This is a genomic window from Pantoea sp. ARC270 (assembly GCF_003236725.1).
GTDB lineage: Bacteria > Pseudomonadota > Gammaproteobacteria > Enterobacterales > Enterobacteriaceae > Pantoea > Pantoea anthophila.
Genome location: NZ_PUGA01000012.1, coordinates 29,760 through 50,478, shown reverse-complemented (window position 1 = coordinate 50,478; position 20,719 = coordinate 29,760). Strand labels below are relative to the sequence as shown.

Annotated in this window: 16 protein-coding genes; 10 read left to right on the top strand and 6 right to left on the bottom strand. The window is 56.9% G+C overall.

Going from position 1 to position 20,719, the window contains the following annotated elements; all coding sequences use genetic code 11:
• Positions 1–54: 54 nt before the first annotated feature.
• Entirely contained in the window at positions 55–1,692 is a 1,638-nt protein-coding gene (locus CKF42_RS08230) for an ATP-dependent endonuclease (RefSeq protein WP_111207954.1), read from the top strand.
• Between the two features lie 68 nt (positions 1,693–1,760).
• On the opposite strand, the gene cspD is transcribed toward CKF42_RS08230, so the two are convergent.
• Positions 1,761–1,982 carry a cold shock-like protein CspD gene (gene cspD, locus CKF42_RS08225; RefSeq protein ID WP_009091144.1) on the bottom strand — a complete coding sequence of 74 codons (222 nt, stop codon included), beginning with the start codon at positions 1,980–1,982 and terminating at the stop codon, positions 1,761–1,763.
• A gap of 316 nt (positions 1,983–2,298) precedes the next feature.
• On the opposite strand from cspD, the gene clpS reads away from it, so the two are divergent.
• A complete protein-coding gene (gene clpS, locus CKF42_RS08220; RefSeq protein ID WP_003849318.1) occupies positions 2,299–2,619 on the top strand; it encodes an ATP-dependent Clp protease adapter ClpS in 321 nt (106 codons plus the stop codon).
• Positions 2,620–2,671: 52 nt separating this feature from the next.
• Complete coding sequence (clpA, locus tag CKF42_RS08215) at positions 2,672–4,948, top strand: ATP-dependent Clp protease ATP-binding subunit ClpA (protein WP_009091142.1); 2,277 nt, start codon at positions 2,672–2,674, stop codon at positions 4,946–4,948.
• An 86-nt stretch (positions 4,949–5,034) separates the two neighbouring features.
• On the opposite strand, the gene infA is transcribed toward clpA, so the two are convergent.
• The 5 genes from infA to trxB form a co-directional block, all read right to left on the bottom strand.
• On the bottom strand, positions 5,035–5,253 hold the full coding sequence (infA, locus tag CKF42_RS08210) for a translation initiation factor IF-1 (RefSeq protein WP_002211347.1): 219 nt from the start codon (positions 5,251–5,253) through the stop codon (positions 5,035–5,037).
• A gap of 345 nt (positions 5,254–5,598) precedes the next feature.
• Positions 5,599–6,291 (bottom strand): leucyl/phenylalanyl-tRNA--protein transferase, encoded by a 693-nt coding sequence (aat, locus tag CKF42_RS08205; RefSeq protein ID WP_033736359.1) that lies wholly within the window; start codon positions 6,289–6,291, stop codon positions 5,599–5,601.
• A 33-nt stretch (positions 6,292–6,324) separates the two neighbouring features.
• Complete coding sequence (gene cydC, locus CKF42_RS08200; protein ID WP_111207953.1) at positions 6,325–8,055, bottom strand: cysteine/glutathione ABC transporter ATP-binding protein/permease CydC; 1,731 nt, start codon at positions 8,053–8,055, stop codon at positions 6,325–6,327.
• The gene (cydD, locus tag CKF42_RS08195) at positions 8,055–9,824 is read right to left on the bottom strand and encodes a cysteine/glutathione ABC transporter permease/ATP-binding protein CydD (RefSeq protein ID WP_111207952.1); all 1,770 of its coding nucleotides are present in this window, start codon (positions 9,822–9,824) and stop codon (positions 8,055–8,057) included. The genes cydC and cydD overlap by 1 nt, the downstream gene beginning before the upstream one ends.
• 144 nt (positions 9,825–9,968) lie before the next feature.
• Positions 9,969–10,934, bottom strand: a complete 966-nt coding sequence (gene trxB / locus CKF42_RS08190) for a thioredoxin-disulfide reductase (RefSeq protein WP_009091134.1) — start codon at positions 10,932–10,934, stop codon at positions 9,969–9,971.
• A gap of 110 nt (positions 10,935–11,044) precedes the next feature.
• On the opposite strand from trxB, the gene CKF42_RS21055 reads away from it, so the two are divergent.
• The 7 genes from CKF42_RS21055 (at position 11,045) to CKF42_RS08160 (ending at position 20,670) form a co-directional block, all read left to right on the top strand.
• Entirely contained in the window at positions 11,045–11,278 is a 234-nt protein-coding gene (locus CKF42_RS21055; RefSeq protein WP_140028290.1) for a hypothetical protein, read from the top strand.
• Positions 11,279–11,452: 174 nt separating this feature from the next.
• Positions 11,453–11,947 (top strand): leucine-responsive transcriptional regulator Lrp, encoded by a 495-nt coding sequence (gene lrp, locus CKF42_RS08185; RefSeq protein ID WP_006118610.1) that lies wholly within the window; start codon positions 11,453–11,455, stop codon positions 11,945–11,947.
• A 118-nt stretch (positions 11,948–12,065) separates the two neighbouring features.
• Positions 12,066–15,674 (top strand): DNA translocase FtsK 4TM domain-containing protein, encoded by a 3,609-nt coding sequence (locus CKF42_RS08180; protein WP_111207951.1) that lies wholly within the window; start codon positions 12,066–12,068, stop codon positions 15,672–15,674.
• A 177-nt stretch (positions 15,675–15,851) separates the two neighbouring features.
• Positions 15,852–16,463 carry an outer membrane lipoprotein chaperone LolA gene (gene lolA, locus CKF42_RS08175; protein WP_009091130.1) on the top strand — a complete coding sequence of 204 codons (612 nt, stop codon included), beginning with the start codon at positions 15,852–15,854 and terminating at the stop codon, positions 16,461–16,463.
• Between the two features lie 7 nt (positions 16,464–16,470).
• Complete coding sequence (locus tag CKF42_RS08170) at positions 16,471–17,814, top strand: replication-associated recombination protein A (RefSeq protein WP_111207950.1); 1,344 nt, start codon at positions 16,471–16,473, stop codon at positions 17,812–17,814.
• Between the two features lie 92 nt (positions 17,815–17,906).
• Positions 17,907–19,199 (top strand): serine--tRNA ligase, encoded by a 1,293-nt coding sequence (serS, locus tag CKF42_RS08165; RefSeq protein WP_046101518.1) that lies wholly within the window; start codon positions 17,907–17,909, stop codon positions 19,197–19,199.
• Positions 19,200–19,518: 319 nt separating this feature from the next.
• Positions 19,519–20,670: an MFS transporter gene (locus tag CKF42_RS08160; protein WP_058957478.1), complete on the top strand. Its 1,152-nt coding sequence runs from the start codon at positions 19,519–19,521 to the stop codon at positions 20,668–20,670.
• Positions 20,671–20,719: the final 49 nt, after the last annotated feature.

The following is a 20,719-nucleotide window of genomic DNA, read 5'->3' as shown; positions in this document are numbered from 1 at the left end:
TTGACCGGCTGGCTTACGGCAACCATGCTTCTTATAAACTGAGGATGGACGCCTGTGATTCTGGAACATATTTATATTCGGGGTTTCCGCGGCATCAATAAGCTTTCACTGCCTTTGACCCGGACCAACCTGTTGATTGGTGAGAACGCCTGGGGCAAATCCAGCCTGCTGGATGCCCTGAGCCTGTTGCTGTCGCCGCATCAACCGGCGCACGTTTTTACGCCCGCCGATTTTCACTTTACCCCGGGTGAGGCAGACGATCCGATGCGCCGTCTGTCGGTTCTGTTTCACTTTCGCGACGATGACCGCGACGCCGATGAGCTGTTTGCTCCCTTCTGGCAGCGTGACGCTCAGGGACAGCGCAGACTCTTTTACCGCGTCAGCGCCATCTGGCGGGATAGCGGTATTGAAACCCAGCGCCGTTTTACAGACGCTGACGGTCAGCTGTTGCCTGAGCCGGGCTGTGCCGCGGCCATCGATCGGTTGCTGAAACGTCATCCGGTTCTGCGACTGCGCGATGCGCGTTTCAGCAAGCGCACCCGGGGAAGTGCGCCGCTGGATTCTGCGCATACCCCGTTGCTGGCGGGGATGGAGTCGCTGGCGCGCGATCTGGCGCGCCATCCACAGCAGCTCAGCGATGAAGCGCTGCGGCAGGGACTAAAGACCATGCAGCAGCTGATGCAGCACTACTTTCAGGTGCAGACGCCGGAAACCGGTCAGGCGGCGCGGCCGCGGGATGGGCAGACGCGCGACGGCGGGCAGGGCTGGCGGGCGCTGGATCACCTCAACCAGCTGATTGCCGGAACGGACTCCCGCAGCCGCCAGCTGATCCTGCTGCAAATTTTTACTCTGTTGATAGAGGCGCGGGGCGATCTGCCTCTGGCCGCCGATGCCCGGCCGCTGCTGTTGATTGAAGACCCGGAAACCCGGCTGCACCCGATTATGCTCTCGGTAGCGTGGAACCTGCTGAGGCTGCTGCCGCTGCAGAAAATTGCCACCACCAATTCCGCTGAGCTGCTGTCGCAGGTGCCAGTGGAAAATGTCTGCCGTCTGGTGCGTGAATCGTCACGCGTGGCGGCCTGGCGCATCGGTCCGGAAGGACTGAGTGCCGAAGAGAGTCGGCGTATCGGCTTTCATATCCGAGTCAACCGTCCTGCGGCGCTGTTCGCCCGCTGCTGGCTGCTGGTGGAGGGGGAGACCGAAGTCTGGATCATGAATGAGCTGGCGCAGCAGTGTGGCTACAACTTTGCGGCTGAAGGGATCAAAGTGATTGAGTTTGCGCAGTCCGGCCTCAAGCCCCTGCTGAAGTTTGCCCGGCGTATGGGCATCGCCTGGCATGTGCTGACCGATGGCGATCAGGCGGGGCATAAGTATGCCGCTACGGCGCGCAGTCAGCTGCAGCCGGGTGACGCGGAGCCGCGTTTTCTGACGCAGCTACCGGCGCTGGATATGGAAAATTTTCTTTATCAGCACGGCTTCCAGGAGGTTTATCATCAGATGGCGCACCTGCCGTTAAACGTTCCGATGAGTTCCAGGCGTATTATTACCAAAGCGATTCACCGCAGTTCCAAACCTGAGCTGGCGATTGCGGTAGCCTCATCGGCGGCAGAGCGCGGGCCAGAGGCGATTCCGCCACTGATGCGGCAGATGTTTGCCCGGGTTATCCGGCTGGCACAGGGGCAGGCAGACTGAATGCCCTAAATGAAAATGCCAGCGGCACGGGCTGGCATTTGGGTCCACCGTTCATAAGGGGAGAAGTGTCAGGCCACAACCTGCACCTCAACGGGGACGATGAGGCTGGCGTGATTGCCTTTCGGACCTTCATGAACATCGAACTGAACCTGCTGGCCTGCCTTTAGCGTTCGGTAGCCCTCCATCTGAATGGTGGAGTAGTGCGCAAAAATATCGTCGCCGCCTCCGATCGGACAGATAAAGCCAAAGCCTTTGGAATTATTGAACCATTTAACGGTGCCCGTCTCCATGCTTTTACTTCCCTCGCAAGACATTTTATAAGTAGGTGAGGTCTCAGACGCTGTGAGTCAGAGTTGATTAAAACTCAATCAGCCTGTGCAGGTAGAATGTAGAGAAAGCGCCGCTGGCGTCAAGCAAACCACCGGGCCAGGTGGGGAAAAAATCATCAAAATTTGAGGCAGTTAACGCTATTGCGAATTTTGTGATGCAGGTCGCGCGAGGAAATTTCTGAATAAATTTTCAGCAGCGGCCAGCGGCTTGACAGACATGTTAAACTCTCAGGATGTAGCGACGTAAAAGCTCAAAGCGAAATCTCAACGGAACACTATGGCAAACACAAACGACTGGCTTAATTTTGAACATCTGGCCGAAGACAAAGTACGCGAAGGGTTAAAGCCGCCTTCAATGTATAAAGTCATTCTGAATAATGACGATTATACACCTATGGAATTTGTTATTGACGTTGTACAAAAGTTCTTTTCTTATGATGTTGAACGTGCAACGCAGCTGATGTTGAAAGTTCACTATCACGGCAAGGCGATCTGTGGTGTATTTACTGCAGAAGTCGCCGAAACAAAAGCGGCCCAGGTGAACAACTATGCGCGGGAAAATCATCATCCGTTGCTGTGTACGCTGGAAAAAGCCTGAACACGTCTCCATATAGGAAACTGGTAAGGGCGATAATTGGGGGAGGTGCCTAATGCTCAATCAAGAACTGGAACTCAGTTTAAATATGGCTTTCGCCAGAGCGCGTGAGCACCGTCATGAATTTATGACCGTCGAGCATCTGTTACTGGCATTGCTCAGTAACCCGTCGGCCAGAGAGGCACTGGAAGCCTGTACGGTGGACCTTGTGGCTCTAAGGCAGGAACTCGAAGCCTTCATCGAACAAACCACGCCGGTGCTGCCCGCCAGCGAAGAGGAGCGTGATACCCAACCGACGCTCAGCTTCCAGCGCGTTCTGCAGCGTGCGGTTTTCCATGTCCAGTCATCCGGTCGCAGCGAAGTCTCCGGCGCGAATGTGCTGGTCGCCATTTTCAGCGAGCAGGAGTCGCAAGCGGCCTATCTGTTACGCAAACATGAAGTCAGCCGCCTTGATGTGGTGAATTTCATCTCTCACGGTACGCGCAAAGATGAGCCGGGCCAGGCGCCAGGCGCTGAAAATCCGGTTAACGAAGAGCAAGCAGGCGGGGAGGAGCGTATGGAAAACTTCACCACCAATCTTAATCAGCTTGCTCGCGTCGGTGGGATCGATCCACTGATTGGTCGCGATAAAGAGCTGGAACGTACCATTCAGGTGCTGTGCCGTCGCCGTAAAAATAACCCGCTGCTGGTGGGGGAATCCGGTGTCGGTAAAACCGCCATTGCAGAAGGTCTCGCCTGGCGCATTGAGCAGGGCGACGTGCCGGAAGTGATGAAAGAGTGCACCATCTACTCGCTGGATATTGGTTCGCTGTTAGCTGGCACCAAATACCGGGGTGACTTTGAAAAACGGTTCAAAGCGCTGCTGAAGCAGCTGGAGCAGGACGAACACAGCATTCTGTTTATCGATGAGATCCACACCATCATCGGTGCAGGGGCTGCGTCCGGTGGCCAGGTCGATGCGGCCAACCTGATCAAACCGCTGCTTTCCAGCGGCAAGATTCGGGTGATGGGTTCTACCACCTATCAGGAGTTCAGCAACATCTTCGAAAAGGATCGTGCGCTGGCGCGTCGTTTCCAGAAGATCGATATCACGGAGCCGTCTGTTGATGAGACCGTGCAGATCCTGAATGGCCTGAAAACCAAGTATGAAGCGCATCACGATGTGCGTTATACCGCGAAAGCGGTGCGCGCCGCCGTGGAGCTGGCGGTGAAATATATCAACGATCGTCATCTGCCTGACAAGGCGATTGATGTCATCGATGAAGCAGGTGCGCGTGCGCGCCTGATGCCTGCCAGCAAGCGCAAGAAAACCATCAATGTCTCCGACATTGAAACCGTGGTTGCGCGTATTGCCCGTATTCCGGAGCAAAGCGTCTCTGCAACTGACCGCGATACGCTGAAAAATCTGGGCGACCGTCTCAAAATGCTGGTCTTTGGTCAGGACAACGCCATTGAGGCGCTGACTGAAGCGATCAAAATGAGCCGCGCAGGTCTGGGTCAGGATCGCAAGCCGGTAGGTTCCTTCCTGTTTGCCGGACCAACCGGTGTCGGTAAGACAGAAGTGACCGTGCAGCTGGCGAAAGCGCTGGGTATCGAGCTGCTGCGCTTTGATATGTCTGAGTACATGGAGCGTCACACCGTCAGTCGTCTGATTGGTGCGCCTCCGGGATACGTCGGCTTTGATCAGGGCGGCCTGCTGACGGATGCCGTTATCAAGCATCCTCATGCGGTGGTGCTGCTGGATGAGATTGAGAAAGCGCACCCGGATGTGTTCAACCTGCTGCTGCAGGTGATGGACAACGGTATGCTGACCGATAACAACGGACGCAAAGCGGACTTCCGCAACGTGGTGCTGGTCATGACGACTAACGCCGGTGTGCGTGAGACAGAACGTAAGTCGATTGGCCTGATTCATCAGGACAACAGCACCGACGCAATGGAAGAGATCAAAAAGATCTTTACGCCAGAGTTCCGTAACCGTCTCGACAACATCATCTGGTTCAGTCACCTGTCACCAGAGGTGATCCATCAGGTGGTCGACAAGTTTATTGTCGAGTTGCAGGCGCAGCTGGATGCCAAAGGCGTGTCGCTGGAAGTCAGTGATGAAGCCCGCGACTGGCTGGCGGAGAAGGGTTACGACAAGGCGATGGGCGCGCGTCCGATGGCGCGTACCGTGCAGGACAGCCTGAAAAAACCATTAGCCAATGAGCTGCTGTTTGGTTCGCTGGTGGATGGTGGCTCGGTATCCGTGGCGCTGGATCGTGAGAAAGGTGAACTGACCTATCACTTCCTGAGTGCGGAAAAACGGAAAACTGAAGGCACGGTGCATTAATCGCCTGCTGCAGATGTGAAAAAGGCCGGATAATTATCCGGCCTTTTTTTTCGCTGCAACCTGAAGGGCGGCGAAATTAATGTCTGTTAGCGACTACGGAAGACAATGCGGCCTTTGCTCAGGTCGTACGGGGTCAGCTCAACGGTCACTTTGTCGCCCGTCAGGATGCGGATGTAGTTTTTGCGCATTTTACCGGAGATATGAGCAGTAACCACGTGTCCGTTCTCAAGTTCTACGCGGAACATGGTGTTAGGTAACGTATCCAGTACGGTACCTTGCATTTCAATATTGTCTTCTTTGGCCATCGAATCCTCTGGGTGTACTACCTTTCAGTTGAACCGGCAAGATAATGCCCAATTCAACGATTTATGTAAAGAACCGTCGGCGATTTTGCCAACGCTTTGCCGGGGGTGCTCGTCAGTGGCGGGCATCCGGTAAAATTAGGGTGTTTATGTGGCGTCTGCGGGGGATTAGCGGGCTAAGAATCTGTATCAACCGGTTACACGCGCACGATTGAAAACAGTTCCGAGAGTGCGTTGAGATTCCCAGCCTGGCAATTCCGGCTCGTTATTGCGAAGCGCGGACGACATACCAAACCCGACTATTATACCACTTAACCGTCTTTATGTGTGCAAAACATCTCGGCGTGACTAAAAAAGGGTCTGTGTCTGCCAGCAGCCTTCGCTGACCGGCTGGCTGGCAAAGTTCTGAACATAGTGCAGATAGTCACTGCGGGGGATCTCCTGCGCGCCCAGCGAGGCGGTGTGCGGGTTAAGCACCTGGCAATCGACCAGACGCCCCTGATGGCGGATGAAATGCTGGCAAAAGACTAACAGCGCGGTTTTCGAGGCATTCTGCTGGCGGCTGAACATCGACTCGCCGCAGAAAATCTGCCCCATCGCCAGCCCATACATGCCCCCTACCAGCTGATGCGCGTCCCACACCTCAATGGAGTGGGCGTGGCCCAGCTCATAGAGTCGCAGCCAGGCGCGCTTCATTTCAAACGTGATCCAGGTGCCTTCTTCGCGTCCGCTGGCGCAACCCTCGATCACCTCGGCAAATGCCTCATTCATCGTGACGCGATAGGGCGACTGGTTATGGAAACGCTTCATGCTGCGGCTGAGATGGAACTGCTCAGGCAGAAGAACTGCGCGGGGATCGGGTGACCACCACAGGATAGGATCGCCGGACGAAAACCACGGGAAGATGCCGCGCTGATACGCATTCAGTAACCGGGCAGGGGAGAGGTCCCCCCCCATGGCCAGCAGGCCATTCGGCTCACGCAGTGCCATTTCAGGAGGCGGAAATTGCAGAGATTCCCGTGACAGTTGTATCAGTCTCATCGCGATAGGTTACTCATCAGCATTTCGCTAAGACTATAGCGCAATCCGTTGCCGGAAACGCCAGTAGCGACCCGCTTTTGAGATTAATTCGCAATGGCTGCCCTGTTCGACAATCGTCCCGTTGTCCATCACACAGATGCGATCCATCTTTTCCAGACCGCTCAGGCGATGGGTAATCATAATGACGGTTTTTCCGGCGGTCAGCTGCTGCAGCAGGGCGAGAATATGCTGTTCAGTGGTGGCATCCAGCCCTTCGGTGGGTTCATCCAGCAGCCAGAGATCGCCGTCGTGCAGTAATGCGCGCGCCAGCGCCAGCCGACGCAGTTCACCACCGGAAAGCGGCCGGCCGCCTTCGCCCATCCAGGCATTTAAGCCTTCCTGATTCTCCAGCAGGCGCTGCAGGCCAACCTGGTTCAGTACGTGATTCAGTTGCTCATCACTGGCGCCGGGAGAAGCCAGCAGTAAGTTATCGCGCAGGCTCTGACTAAAAAGATGCACCCGCTGAGTAACCACACTGATGCGCTGGCGCAGTGCTGATTCTGACCAGGCGGCGATCGGCAGATCGTTCAGGCGGATATCACCCTGCTGGCTGTTCCAGCCGCGGGTCAGCAGCGCCAGCAGGGTGGATTTTCCGCAGCCGGTGGGCCCGAGCAGTGCAATGTGTTCGCCCGCATCCACCTTAAGCGTAAATTGATCAAGCACCCGGTCTGGCCGATCGGGATAGCTGAAGTCGAGCCGATCGATATCGACCGTCAGGCTGCCGGGCCGGGCAGCGGAATGGGCCGGAAAGGTGATGGCAGGTGATTGATCGATAATGTCACTGACCCGCTGAGCCGCGGTGGTCACCTGAGACATCGGCAGAAAGGCGCCCGCGATCGGAGCCAGCGCCTCAAAGGCTGCCAGCGCGCAAAACACGACCAGCGCAATCAGCGAGCCGGGGAGTTGCTGCTGACTGACTGTCGCAGCCCCAAGCCAGAGCAGAAGTGTCACCGTCACGCCGCTAATCAGCAGCAGCAGGCTCTGCGCCAGGGCCTGCAGACGCTGCTGCTGGCTTTGCGACTGCTGCCACTGCTGTTCATCCTCATCCAGTCGCTGACGCCACGCCGGCGACGCACCGTATAACGTCAGTTCTGCCTGCGCCGTCAGCCACTGCATCAGCTGTAAGCGCCAGCGGGCCCGGCCACGCGCAATGGCGACGCCCGCGGGCCGGCCCAGACGATAAAAGAGCGCGGGCATCACGATCAGGGTGACCAGCATGATGCCGCCCAGCGTCAGGGCCAGCCCGATGTCGATGAAACTCATGCCCATAGTGACCACCACGATGACCACCAGGGCACCGGTCAGCGGCGAAATGACGCGCAGATAGAGATGATCCAGCGTGTCCACATCGGCCACAAAGCGGTTGAGCAGATCCGCCTGCCGGAACCGCAACAGCTGGCCGGGCGAAAGCGCCATCAGACGGCTGAAGGTGTGGAGACGCAGATGCTGAAGCACCCGGAAAGTCGCATCGTGACTCACCAGGCGTTCCGCATAGCGCGCCGCCGTACGAATAATGGCGGCGCCCCGCACGCCGGCCGCAGGCAGCATATAGTTAAAGCTGTAGAGGCCGGCCACTCCTGCGACGGATGAGGCGGCCAGAAACCAGCCAGACAGGGTCAGCAGGCCAATACTCGCCAGCAGGGTCGCAATCGCCAGGACGATGCCCAGCGCGAGGCGAAAAGGGTGGCGGAGCCAGAGACGAAGAAAGGGGCGCAGGGCGGACATCAGCGGATCTCCTGTTGACGATGTTGCAGCATCTCACGAAAAGCACCGGGCTGTTGCGACAGCGCCTGCCACTCTCCCTGCTGCACCAGCTTACCCGCCTCCAAAACCCAGAGGGTCTGCCAGCGGCTCAGCGTATCAATCTGATGGGTAATCATCAGCGTGGTCTGTCGGGAGGCCGCCTGATTTAGCGCTGTCATTACATGACGTTCGCTGAGTGCGTCCAGGCTGGCAGCGGGTTCATCAAGCAGTAAAAAATGCGACCTTTTGTAGAGCGCGCGCGCGACGGCGATCCGTTGCGCCTGACCCACAGAGAGCAGCTGACCCCCCTCGCCGGGGCGGGTCCCGATGCCATCGGGCAGACGCGGCAGGAACTCATTAATTCCGCACGTCTCCAGCAGCGCGGCAAATCGTTCCGCCTCCCAGGCTGCATTCATCACGATGTTGTCACGGAGCGTGGCGGCCGGTAGCTGAGGGTTCTGTCCTACCCAGCTGAGCTGCTGATGCCAGTCCGCCCGCTGCAGATCGCGCAATTCAACCCCGTTAGCCCTGAGCGATCCCCGGTAAGGCAGGAAGCCGAGCAGGGCGTTCATCAGCGCCGTTTTGCCAGCCCCGCTCTGACCGACCAGCGCAATCTGCTCACCGGCGGCGATGGTAAACGTGAGCGGGCCACACAGTACCTGACCATCGGGAGCACAGACTTCCAGCTGGTCGGCGGTCAGCGAGAGGGATCGATTGGCCGTAAAGGGGATCTGACCCTGCTGAGGTGTGGCGGCTGGCGTAGCCTGCATAAACGCCTCGAGTGCATCGGCAGCGCCTACCGCCTGAGCTTTCGCATGATAAAACGCGCCGAGATCGCGCAGTGGCTGAAAAAATTCTGGCGCCAGAATCAGTACCAGAAAACCGGCGAACAGCGTTACGCCGCGGCCATAGTCGCCGAAATGCAATTCGCCCAGATAGGAGAAGCCAAAATAGACTGCTACGACGGCAATCGCCAGGGAGGCAAAAAATTCCAGTACGGCGGAGGAGAGAAAAGCGAGGCGCAGCACTTCCATGGTGCGCTGGCGAAAATCGGTGGTGGCGTCTGCCACTGCCTGCTTCTCAGCTGCACCCCGATAGAAGAGTCGCAGCGTCTCCCGGCCGCGCAGGCGATCCAGGAAGTTACCGCTCAGACGCGCCAGCACCAGGAAGTTCCGCCGGTTGGCTTCAGCGGCGCCCATCCCCACCAGCGCCATAAACAGTGGGATCAGAGGAGCAGTGGCAAACAGGATCAGACCCGCGGTCCAGTTGAGCGGAAAAATTGTCAGCAGAATGCAGCAGGGGATCAGCACTGCCAGCGTCATCTGCGGCAGATAGCGTGCATAGTACTCCTGCATCTCTTCAATCTGTTCCAGCAGCAGGGTCGCCCAGCTACCGGCCGGTTTACCCTGAATCCACGCCGGACCCAGCCCGGCGAGCCGGTCCAGCACCTGCTGACGTAACGCCTGACGGATCGCCTGCCCGGCACGATAGCCGGTCCGTTCACGGGCATAATTTATCAGGGCGCGCAGCACAAAGCAGAGCAGCAACAGCAGCAGGCTGGCCGTTACGGTTTCACGCGGCTGTTGCCCGATGATCAGCGTCTGAAGCAGTGAGGCCAATAAACCTGCCTGGGCAATAATCAGCAGGGCACTGACGGTGCCCAGCAGCGTATTCAGGCGCAACCAGCGACCGCCGAAATGACGCTGCTGACGAAGCCAGCGGGTGAGATGCTGCTGCCGCGATTTATCCATGCGAGACCATGCTAAATGTCGATGACGGGGAGGAGAGGGAAAGGCACTTCCCTCCTTTCTGGCGCCAGAATCTAGCATGAGGGCAATAAAAAAGGCGACTGAAAAACCGTCGCCTGGAACATTTGAGATCAGCGGGTTAACAACTTACTGATCGTTTTTAACTAATCCATCAAGAAAACGCTCAGCGTCTAACGCCGCCATACAACCGGTGCCCGCAGAGGTGATCGCCTGGCGGTATGTGTGGTCCATCACATCACCTGCCGCAAACACACCCGGGATGCTGGTCTGCGTCGCGTTTCCGTGCAGGCCGGACTGCACTTTAATGTAGCCATTTTCCAGCGCCAGCTGTCCGTCGAAAATTGCGGTATTCGGGCTGTGGCCGATAGCGACAAACAGACCCGCCACATCCAGCGATTCGGTTTCCTCGTTCTGCGTCGAGCGCAGGGTCAGCCCGGTGACGCCCATCTGGTCGCCGACCACCTCTTCCAGCGTGCGATGCGTGTGCAGCACGATATTCCCGTTGCGCACTTTCTCCATCAGACGATCAATCAGGATCTTCTCTGCACGGAAGCTGTCACGGCGATGGATCAGATGCACTTCAGACGCGATGTTCGCCAGGTAGAGTGCCTCTTCAACGGCCGTATTGCCACCACCAATCACGGCCACTTTCTGGTTGCGGTAGAAGAAACCGTCGCAGGTGGCGCAGGCAGAGACGCCTTTGCCTTTGAACGCCTCTTCGGAAGGCAGACCCAGGTAGCGCGCTGACGCACCCGTCGCAATGATCAGGGCGTCAGCCGTGTATTCGCCGCTGTCGCCGGTCAGACGGAACGGACGGTTCTGCAGATCAACGGTGTGGATGTGATCGAAAATGATCTCAGTATTGAATTTTTCGGCATGCTCATGCATACGCTCCATCAGTGATGGACCTGTCAGATCGTGCGGGTCGCCCGGCCAGTTCTCCACTTCAGTGGTCGTGGTCAGCTGTCCGCCTTTTTCCAGACCGGTGATCAGCACCGGGTTCAGGTTGGCGCGTGCAGCATAAACCGCTGCGGTATAACCCGCTGGGCCGGAGCCCAGAATGAGTAGCTTACTGTGTTTGGCCGTACTCATGCGTTCCTCAGTTTCATTCGGCTGACATAGCCTGCGATTGTAGGGAATATCCGGCAGCAATGACAAGGTTTAGGCAATTTTGTTAACGATAGCTGCAAGTGGCGTAGACGATGAATGGCAACTTTGCCTCTGCAATGCGCCAAAAGGGGGCAAAACTCCGCTTAAGCGGTGCAATAGCTGAAAAAACCTCATTTAAAAACAGTAACCCAGCGGTCTGTCTGGCATCTTGTCCTGAATTTGGTGATTTTACTTTGACAATCGCCTGCGCTTTTGCGAAAACATTATCAGAAGCGGATAACATTTATCGGAACAAAACAGGTTTTCATCGCCTGTTTTGCACTTAACGCCGAATAAAAGCAGCCTGGTATGGATAATGACGCATGATGTGGACAGACAGCATGCGTCATATCGATAAGTCTCACCCACAGGCTCTGTTAGCTCACTTCAAAAATGCCCCGAACAATGAGCGTTTTCAGGGTGTGGCAGGTAAAGGGAAGGAATGAAGAGAGACAATAATAATGGTAGATAATAAGAAACGCCCCGGGAAAGACCTCGACAGAATTGACAGGAACATTCTGAACGAACTTCAGAAAGATGGTCGTATTTCAAACGTAGAGCTTTCCAAACGCGTAGGATTATCGCCTACGCCATGTCTTGAGCGCGTGCGCCGTCTCGAACGTCAGGGATTTATTCTTGGCTATACCGCACAGCTGAACCCGCACTATCTTGATGCTTCTCTGCTGGTATTCGTTGAGATTACTCTGAATCGTGGTGCGCCGGATGTGTTTGAGCAATTTAACGCCGCTGTGCAAAAACTTGAGGAAACTCAAGAGTGTCACCTCGTTTCCGGTGATTTCGACTACCTGCTGAAAACGCGCGTTCCTGACATGTCTGCCTACCGTAAGTTGCTGGGTGAGACCCTGTTGCGCCTGCCGGGCGTAAATGACACGCGAACCTATGTCGTCATGGAAGAGGTCAAACAGAGCAATCGCCTGGTGATCAAGACTCGCTGATGCGGGGCAGGTGCAAAACCTGAGATATTTCGGTACACTCCTGTGAATTCATACAGGATCAGCGTCGGGCTTGCCCGACGCTGTTGCTTCTTACTTTACAGGCACCTGGAGAGTCCTCTTGAGCCAGGAATATACAGAAGATAAAGACGTTACGTTACAGTCGCTGAGCAGTGGACGTCGTCTGCTGGAAGCGTTGCTCATTCTGGTGGCGCTGTTTGCCATCTACCTGATGGTTTCACTGGTCAGTTTTAACCCTTCCGACCCGAGCTGGTCGCAAACGGCCTGGCATGAACCTATCCACAATATCGGCGGCAGCGTCGGTGCCTGGCTGGCTGACACCTTACTTTTCATCTTTGGTGTAATGGCGTACGCCATTCCGCCGGTTATCCTGGGTCTGTGCTGGATTGCCTTTCGTCAGCGCGATAATCAGGACTATTTTGACTACTTTGCTGTCGGCCTGCGCCTGATCGGCGTTCTTGCGCTGGTGGTCACCACCTGTGGCATGGCGGCGCTCAACGCAGATGACATCTGGTACTTTGCCTCAGGCGGGGTGATCGGCAGCCTGGTGAGTAATGCCATCGCTCCCTGGTTCAGTCCGGCTGGCGGCACGCTGATGCTGCTCTGCGTCTGGGCGGCAGGTATCACGCTTTACACTGGCTGGTCATGGCTCACTATCGCCGAGAGAATTGGTGGGGTCGTGATGGGCGTGCTGACCTTTGCCAGCAACCGCTCCCGTCACGATGAACCCTGGCAGGAAGAGGATGAACAGGATACGCGTGAGTATGATGACGCGCCTGTGCTGTATACCGGCGATCAGGATGATGATGTGCTGTTGTCTGCCCCCCGCAAAGCCGCTGAACCCTCACCGTCTGAGCAGGATCCGTTGCTGGCTAAAGCCGCCGCAGCCACCAGCGCGGCCGTTGCCACTACCACAGAAGCGGCCGATGTGCTGCTGACTCCGGCTGCGCCTGTTGCAGCGGCAACGCCAGGAACTGCTGCGTCCGCGGCACCTGCAGCCGTACCGCCGTCAGCGGTGCATCCAGCAGCAGCAGAAAGCCTGTCGGCCTCGCAGCCAGCTGCGCCTGTGCAGCCGGCACCGGCTCAGAGCGCCCCTGCTTATGTGGCAGCGTCTGCGCCGACGGCAACGCAGAGTGCATCTGCTCCTGCTGCCGCACCTCCGCTTTATCACTTTGAAATGCCTGACGAGGCGCCAGCGGCTCCGGCGTTCAGTGCCTGTGACGATGATGAGCCGAAAATGGGGAACTGGCGCGACACGCCGGTCAACCCTGTGGTGCCCGCCGCAACAGCCGCGGTCACCGCCGCTGCCGCTGCCTCCCGAACCGCGACGCGCACGGCCCCGGTCTTTGACCTGGCACCTGAAACGAATCTGAATCCGCAGGTTAAGCAGGGTATTGGCCCGGCATTGCCGCGTCCTAATCCGGTAAAACTGCCTACCCGCCGTGAGCTGGCCTCGTATGGTATTAAATTACCTTCGCAGCGTATGGCTGAAGAGAAAGCGAAAGCGGAAAGCGCTGAATCGGCGGCGGCTGCATCCGATCTTCCGACTCAGGAGGCTGAAGAAGCGCAGCAGCAGGCTGAACTGCGCCAGGCCTTCCAGTCTGAACAGCAGCAGCGGTATGGCGCCGGCTGGCAGCAGGATGATGAGGAAGAACAGGAGGCGCAGCAGCAGGCCGCCCTGGCGCGGCAGTTCGCCGAACAGCAGCAGCAGCGCTATGAACCGCAAGAGCGAAAAGAACCGATCTTTAATCTGGATACCGCGTCAGCCTTTGATTTTTCGCCAATGAAGGATCTGGTTGATGAAGGCCCGTCTGAACCGCTGTTCACCATTGCCGTTACGCCGGAACCGGAAGCGCCGGCGGTTTCACATGAACCCTGGCAGCAGGTGCGTGAGGTGTCAGAACCGCAGGCTCCGGCTCAGGTTCCTGCTCCCCCACGCTATGCGCCGGCAGAGCCCGCCTATGCTCCGCCAGCGGCAACGCCTGAGCCGGATTATGCTGCGCCTGCTTACAGCGCCCCGGCCGCGCCTCAGGCTCCGGCCCCCTCTGCGTCAGCCTACGCTGCGCCCGCGGCTCCTGCTTATAGTGCACCGGCTGCGGACAATGCTGCGCCCGCTTATGGTTCGCCAGCGGCACCGGTTCAGCCGGTTGAAGAAGCGAAGCCGTCACTGCATGACAGCCTGATCCACCCGTTCCTGATGCGTCATGAGCAGCCGCTGGAGAAACCTTCCACGCCGCTGCCTTCGCTGGATCTGCTGACCGCACCGCCGGAAGAGGAAGAGCCGGTAGATATGTTCTCACTGGAGCAGACTGCCCGCCTGGTGGAGTCGCGTCTGGGTGACTATCGCGTCAAGGCGGAGGTGGTCGGCATTTCACCGGGGCCGGTCATCACCCGTTTCGAGCTTGACCTGGCGCCGGGTGTGAAAGCGGCACGTATCTCCAACCTGTCACGCGACCTGGCTCGCTCACTGTCGACAGTCGCGGTGCGTGTGGTGGAAGTCATTCCAGGCAAACCTTATGTCGGTCTGGAACTGCCTAACAAACATCGTCAGACCGTCTATCTGCGTGAAGTACTGGATTGTCCTAAATTCCGTGACAATACTTCTCCGCTGGCTGTGGTGCTGGGTAAAGACATTGCCGGTCAGCCGGTCGTCGCCGATCTGGCGAAAATGCCTCACCTGCTGGTTGCCGGTACGACAGGTTCCGGTAAATCGGTGGGCGTAAACGCCATGATCATCAGCATGCTTTACAAGGCGACGCCGGAAGAAGTGCGCTTCATCATGATCGACCCGAAAATGCTCGAACTGTCGGTCTATGAAGGCATTCCGCACCTGCTGACGGAAGTGGTAACCGACATGAAGGATGCGGCGAATGCGCTGCGCTGGAGCGTGGGTGAGATGGAGCGTCGCTACAAGCTGATGTCGGCGCTGGGCGTGCGTAACCTGGCGGGCTACAACGAAAAAGTTGAGCAGGCGGAAGCGATGGGACGGCCGATTCCTGATCCGTTCTGGAAGCCGGGTGACAGCATGGATATGACGCCGCCGGTGCTGGAGAAACTGCCTTACATCGTGGTGATGGTCGATGAGTTTGCTGACCTGATCATGGCGGTCGGTAAAAAGGTTGAAGAGCTGATTGCGCGCCTGGCACAGAAAGCCCGTGCTGCCGGTATTCACCTGGTGCTGGCCACACAGCGTCCTTCTGTCGATGTTATTACCGGTCTGATTAAAGCGAACATCCCGACACGTATCGCCTTTACCGTTTCCAGCAAGATTGACTCGCGCACCATCCTCGATCAGGGTGGCGCAGAGTCGCTGCTGGGTATGGGTGACATGCTCTACATGCCGCCAAACTCCTCAATACCGATTCGTGTTCATGGCGCGTTTGTTCGCGACCAGGAAGTTCACGCGGTGGTTCAGGACTGGAAAGCGCGTGGCCGTCCGCAATATATCGAAAACATTACGGCGGGCGAAGAGAGCGAAAGTGCCGGTGGAATGGAGAGTGATGAAGAGCTGGATCCGCTGTTCGATCAGGCTGTCAGCTTTGTCATCGACAAGCGCCGCGCGTCCATTTCAGGCGTGCAGCGTCAGTTCCGCATCGGCTATAACCGCGCGGCACGGATCATTGAACAGATGGAAGCGCAGGGTATCGTCTCTGCACCCGGACACAATGGCAACCGTGAAGTGCTGTCGCCACCGCCACACGATATGTAACGGTTAACAGGTTGTAACACGTCTTAATGAGCCAGTTCCGACTGGCTCATTGTTTTTATGCGGTTTATCCCCCATATCTGAATCAGCTTTCGGTTTTTTCCTCTATCCTGATGGCGGAACGGCGACCAGGCTTAAAGCAGTCATCGATGGGAACGTTTAAATAAGGAATTGAAGCAGATGAAATTACGCGTAATCGCTCTGGGCCTGTTGGCCACCTTTGCTTCAGCCAGCGTGCTGGCTGATGCGTCTAGTGATCTGCAACAGCGCCTGAATAAGGTCAGCAGCTTCCACGCCAGCTTCACACAAAAAGTCACGGACAGCAGTGGCGCCAGCGTGCAGGATGGTGAAGGCGAGTTGTGGGTCAAGCGTCCCAGCCTGTTTAACTGGCATATGACCGCCCCGGACGAAAGCATCATCATCTCTGACGGCAAATCGCTGTGGTTCTACAACCCGTTTGTTGAACAGGCGACGGTCAGCCTGCTGCAGAATGCGACGAGCAACACGCCGTTTATGCTGATTGCCCGCAATCAGTCCAATGACTGGAAGCAGTACAACATCAAACAGCAGGGCGACAATTTCGAACTGACGCCGAAAAGCAGTGACGGCAATCTGAAACAGTTTACGATTCAGGTAACGCCTGGCGGAACCATCAATCGCTTCAGCGCGGTCGAACAGGATGGGCAGCGCAGCGATTATCAGCTGAAAAGTCAGCAGAATGGTGCAATCAGCCCGGACAAATTCACGTTCACACCGCCAAAAGGCGTGACGGTGGACGACCAACGTCAGTGAGGTCACGGTGAGTAACCTGTCCCTGGATTTTTCCACTGAAAATTTCAAACCTCTGGCCGCGCGTATGCGGCCAGAAACGTTGAAACAGTACATTGGCCAGCAACATCTGCTGGGTGCCGGTAAACCGCTGTCGCGTGCCATTGAGGCAGGGCACCTGCACTCCATGATCCTCTGGGGACCCCCCGGGACCGGCAAGACCACGCTGGCTGAAATCATTGCGCACTATGGCAATGCCGATGTGGAGCGTATCTCAGCCGTGACCTCCGGGGTTAAAGAGATCCGGGAGGCCATTGAGCGTGCCAGGCAGAATAAGCAGGCCGGGCGGCGGACGATCCTGTTTGTGGACGAGGTGCACCGGTTCAACAAAAGCCAGCAGGATGCTTTTTTACCCCACATCGAAGATGGCACCATTACTTTTATTGGTGCCACCACAGAAAACCCCTCTTTTGAACTCAACTCGGCATTGCTGTCACGCGCCCGCGTCTATCTGCTGAAATCCCTGACGCTGGAAGATATCGAGCAGGTGCTGGATCAGGCGATGCTGGACAAGGCGCGCGGCTACGGCGATACAGATATTGTCCTGCCGGACAACACGCGCAGAATGATCGCTGAGCTGGTGAATGGTGATGCGCGTCGGGCACTGAACACGCTGGAGATGATGGCGGATATGGCTGAAACCACCGCATCCGGCCAGCGGGAGCTCACGCCCCGGTTGCTTAATGAAGTGTCTGGCGAGCGTTCGGCGCGTTTCGACAACAAAGGTGACCGCTTTTACGATCTGATTTCGGCGCTGCACAAATCCGTGCGTGGCTCTGCGCCTGATGCGGCGCTCTACTGGTATGCACGTATTATCACCGCCGGGGGCGATCCGCTCTATGTGGCGCGCCGGTTACTGGCTATCGCCTCTGAGGATGTCGGCAATGCCGATCCGCGCGGGATGCAGGTCGCTATTGCCGCGTGGGACTGTTTCACACGCGTAGGCCCGGCAGAAGGGGAGCGCGCCATTGCGCAGGCGATTGTTTATCTGGCCTGCGCACCGAAGAGTAATGCCGTTTATACCGCCTTCAAGGCCGCCATGCGGGATGCCCGTGATCATCCGGATTTCGATGTGCCGGAACATCTGCGCAACGCGCCAACGAAGCTGATGAAAGAGATGGGACTCGGCAAAGAGTATCGCTACGCCCACGATGAAACCAACGCCTATGCCGCAGGTGAAGTCTATTTCCCGCCGGAACTGGCTGACGCGCGTTATTACCGTCCAACCCAGCGCGGGCTTGAGGGCAAGATTGGCGAAAAGCTAAGCTGGCTGGCTGAACAGGATCAAAATAGCCCGACAAAACGCTACCGCTGAAACAGACGTTACGGTAATGTGGGCAATGTTTTCAACGCATTCCGCCGGAGTGCGTCCCTTCTTTCAACCAACTTTTTAAACACAGGATAAGCATGCTCGATCCCAATCTGCTGCGTAACGAGCCAGACGCAGTCGCAGAAAAACTGGCACGCCGGGGATATAAACTGGATGTGGAAACGCTGCGTTCGCTGGAAGAGCGTCGCAAGGTCCTGCAGGTAGAAACAGAGAATTTGCAGGCAGAGCGTAACTCCCGATCCAAATCCATCGGTCAGGCCAAAGCCCGTGGGGAAGATATCGAGCCGCTGCGTCAGGAAGTGAACGCGCTGGGCGAACGCCTGGATGCCGCAAAAGCAGAACTGGATGAACTGCAGAATCAAATCCGTGACTTTGCGCTGGCACTGCCGAACATTCCGGCAGACGAAGTGCCGCTGGGTAAAGATGACAGCGAAAACCAAGAAGTTAGTCGCTGGGGAACCCCGCGTCAGTTTGATTTCCAGGTTAAAGATCACGTTGAGCTGGGTGAAGCAGCCAAAGGCCTGGATTTTGCGGCCGCCGTAAAACTGACCGGTTCGCGCTTTGTCGTGATGCAGGGACAGATTGCCCGCCTGCACCGTGCGCTGAGTCAGTTTATGATTGACCTGCACACTGAGCAGCATGGCTACCTGGAAACCTATGTGCCTTATCTGGTTAACCACGAAACGCTTTACGGTACCGGACAGCTGCCGAAATTTGGCGAAGATCTGTTCCACACCCGCCCGCTGGAAGAAGAATCAGACAGCAGCCACTATGCCTTGATTCCGACTGCAGAAGTGCCGCTGACTAACCTGGCGCGTGACGAAATCCTCGAAGAGGAGAGCCTGCCGGTCAAACTGACCGCGCATACGCCGTGCTTCCGTTCTGAAGCGGGTTCGTACGGCCGTGATACCCGCGGTCTGATCCGTATGCACCAGTTCGATAAAGTGGAAATGGTTCAGATTGTCAGCCCGGAGCACTCGATGGATGCGCTGGAAGAGCTGACAGGGCACGCCGAGAAAGTGTTGCAGTTGCTGAACCTGCCTTATCGTAAGGTTTTACTCTGCACCGGGGACATGGGCTTTGGATCGACCAAAACCTACGATCTTGAAGTGTGGTTACCGGCTCAGAACACCTATCGTGAAATCTCCTCCTGTTCGAACATGGGCGATTTCCAGGCGCGTCGTATGCAGGCACGTTGCCGCAATAAACAGGATAAGAAACCACGGCTGGTACACACCCTGAACGGCTCGGGGCTGGCTGTAGGCCGTACCCTGGTTGCGGTGCTGGAAAACTATCAGCAGGAAGATGGCCGCATTATTGTGCCTGAGGTTTTACGCCCGTATATGAATGGCGCTGAGATCATTGGCTGAGTAAGCCTGACGGACTAAACCCGGCGCCCGCCGGGTTTTTTTATGCCCGCAGTTTTCAATACCCAGCCTGATTAGCGTCAAATGAATCACAAATAAACGTTATCGACAGCAGATGGGCCGTAATGCTTAAAAATCTGTATTTTCATAGAGATAGCATTTGATGTCTCGATGCCCTGTCGGATTGTAACCCACTGAAGATTAGTAAATTAAATGGTTGAGCAGCAAAATGTGCTGCTGCTAAATGGCACCCATTGACTTTAAAAAAGCCAGTGGCAAACTGCGCGCAATTTCCCTTTATCTGTTCTGGTTTCGATCCCCTATGTCAACCTGGTCACGCCCTGTGATTTTGCTGCTTTGCGGCCTGATGTTAATGACCGTAGCCATCGCCGTACTGAATACGCTGGTTCCACTGTGGCTGACCCATGACTTACTGACAACCTGGCAGGTGGGCATCGTAAGCTCCTCTTATTACACCGGTAATCTCGCAGGCACGCTGCTGGCTGGCTGGTTGATCAGACACTACGGATTTAATCGCAGCTATTACCTGGCAACCGGACTTTTTGCTGTCGCCACGCTTTGCCTTGCGACTCTGGAAGGCTTCTGGGCGTGGAGTTCGCTGCGCTTTATTGCGGGCGTTGGCTGTGCGCTGATGTGGGTGGTGGTTGAGAGTGCGCTACTCTGCAGCGGAACGGTGCGTAACCGCGGCCAGCTTCTGGCAGCCTATATGATCGTCTACTACCTGGGCACGGTGGCCGGTCAGTTGCTGGTCAGCAGACTCTCAACAGAGTTGCTGAGTGTGATCCCCTGGGTCACGTCGCTGGTGTTCTGCGCGGTACTGCCGCTAGTCTTTACCCGCGTCTCCGCCAGCGCAGACGCGGCGGAGCCCGTACCGGCCCGCATCTGGCCTATGCTTCGTCGCCGCAGCTCGCGCCTTGGCATCAATGGCTGCATTATCTCTGGTATCGTCCTGGGTTCACTTTACGGTCTGATGCCGCTTTACCTGTCGCATCAGGGAATGAGTGATGCTCACGTGGGCTACTGGATGGCGTTACTGGTCAGTGCCGGGATTGTGGGGCAGTGGCCCATCGGTCGTCTGGCTGACCGCTTTGGCCGCATGCTGGTGCTGCGGGTGCAGGTCTTTGTGGTTATCCTGGGAGCGATGGCGATGCTGGCCAATGCCGCAATGGCACCGTCGCTGTTTGTGCTCGGCCTCGCGGGCTTTACGCTCTATCCGGTGGCGATGTCCTGGGCCTGTGAGACGGTGTCACACCATGAGCTGGTTGCCATGAATCAGGCGCTGCTACTGAGTTATACCGTCGGCAGTCTGGCGGGACCGGCGATGACCTCCGTTCTGATGCAGAATTACTCTGATCGCTCACTGTTTATCATGATTGCGACGGTGGCGCTGATCTATCTGGTGATGCTGCTGCGTAAAGCGAATCATCACGCTACGCCAGTGGCGCATGCCTGATCGCGGAATAACAAAAAGGGAGCCACTGGCTCCCTTTTCTGGCATTAAA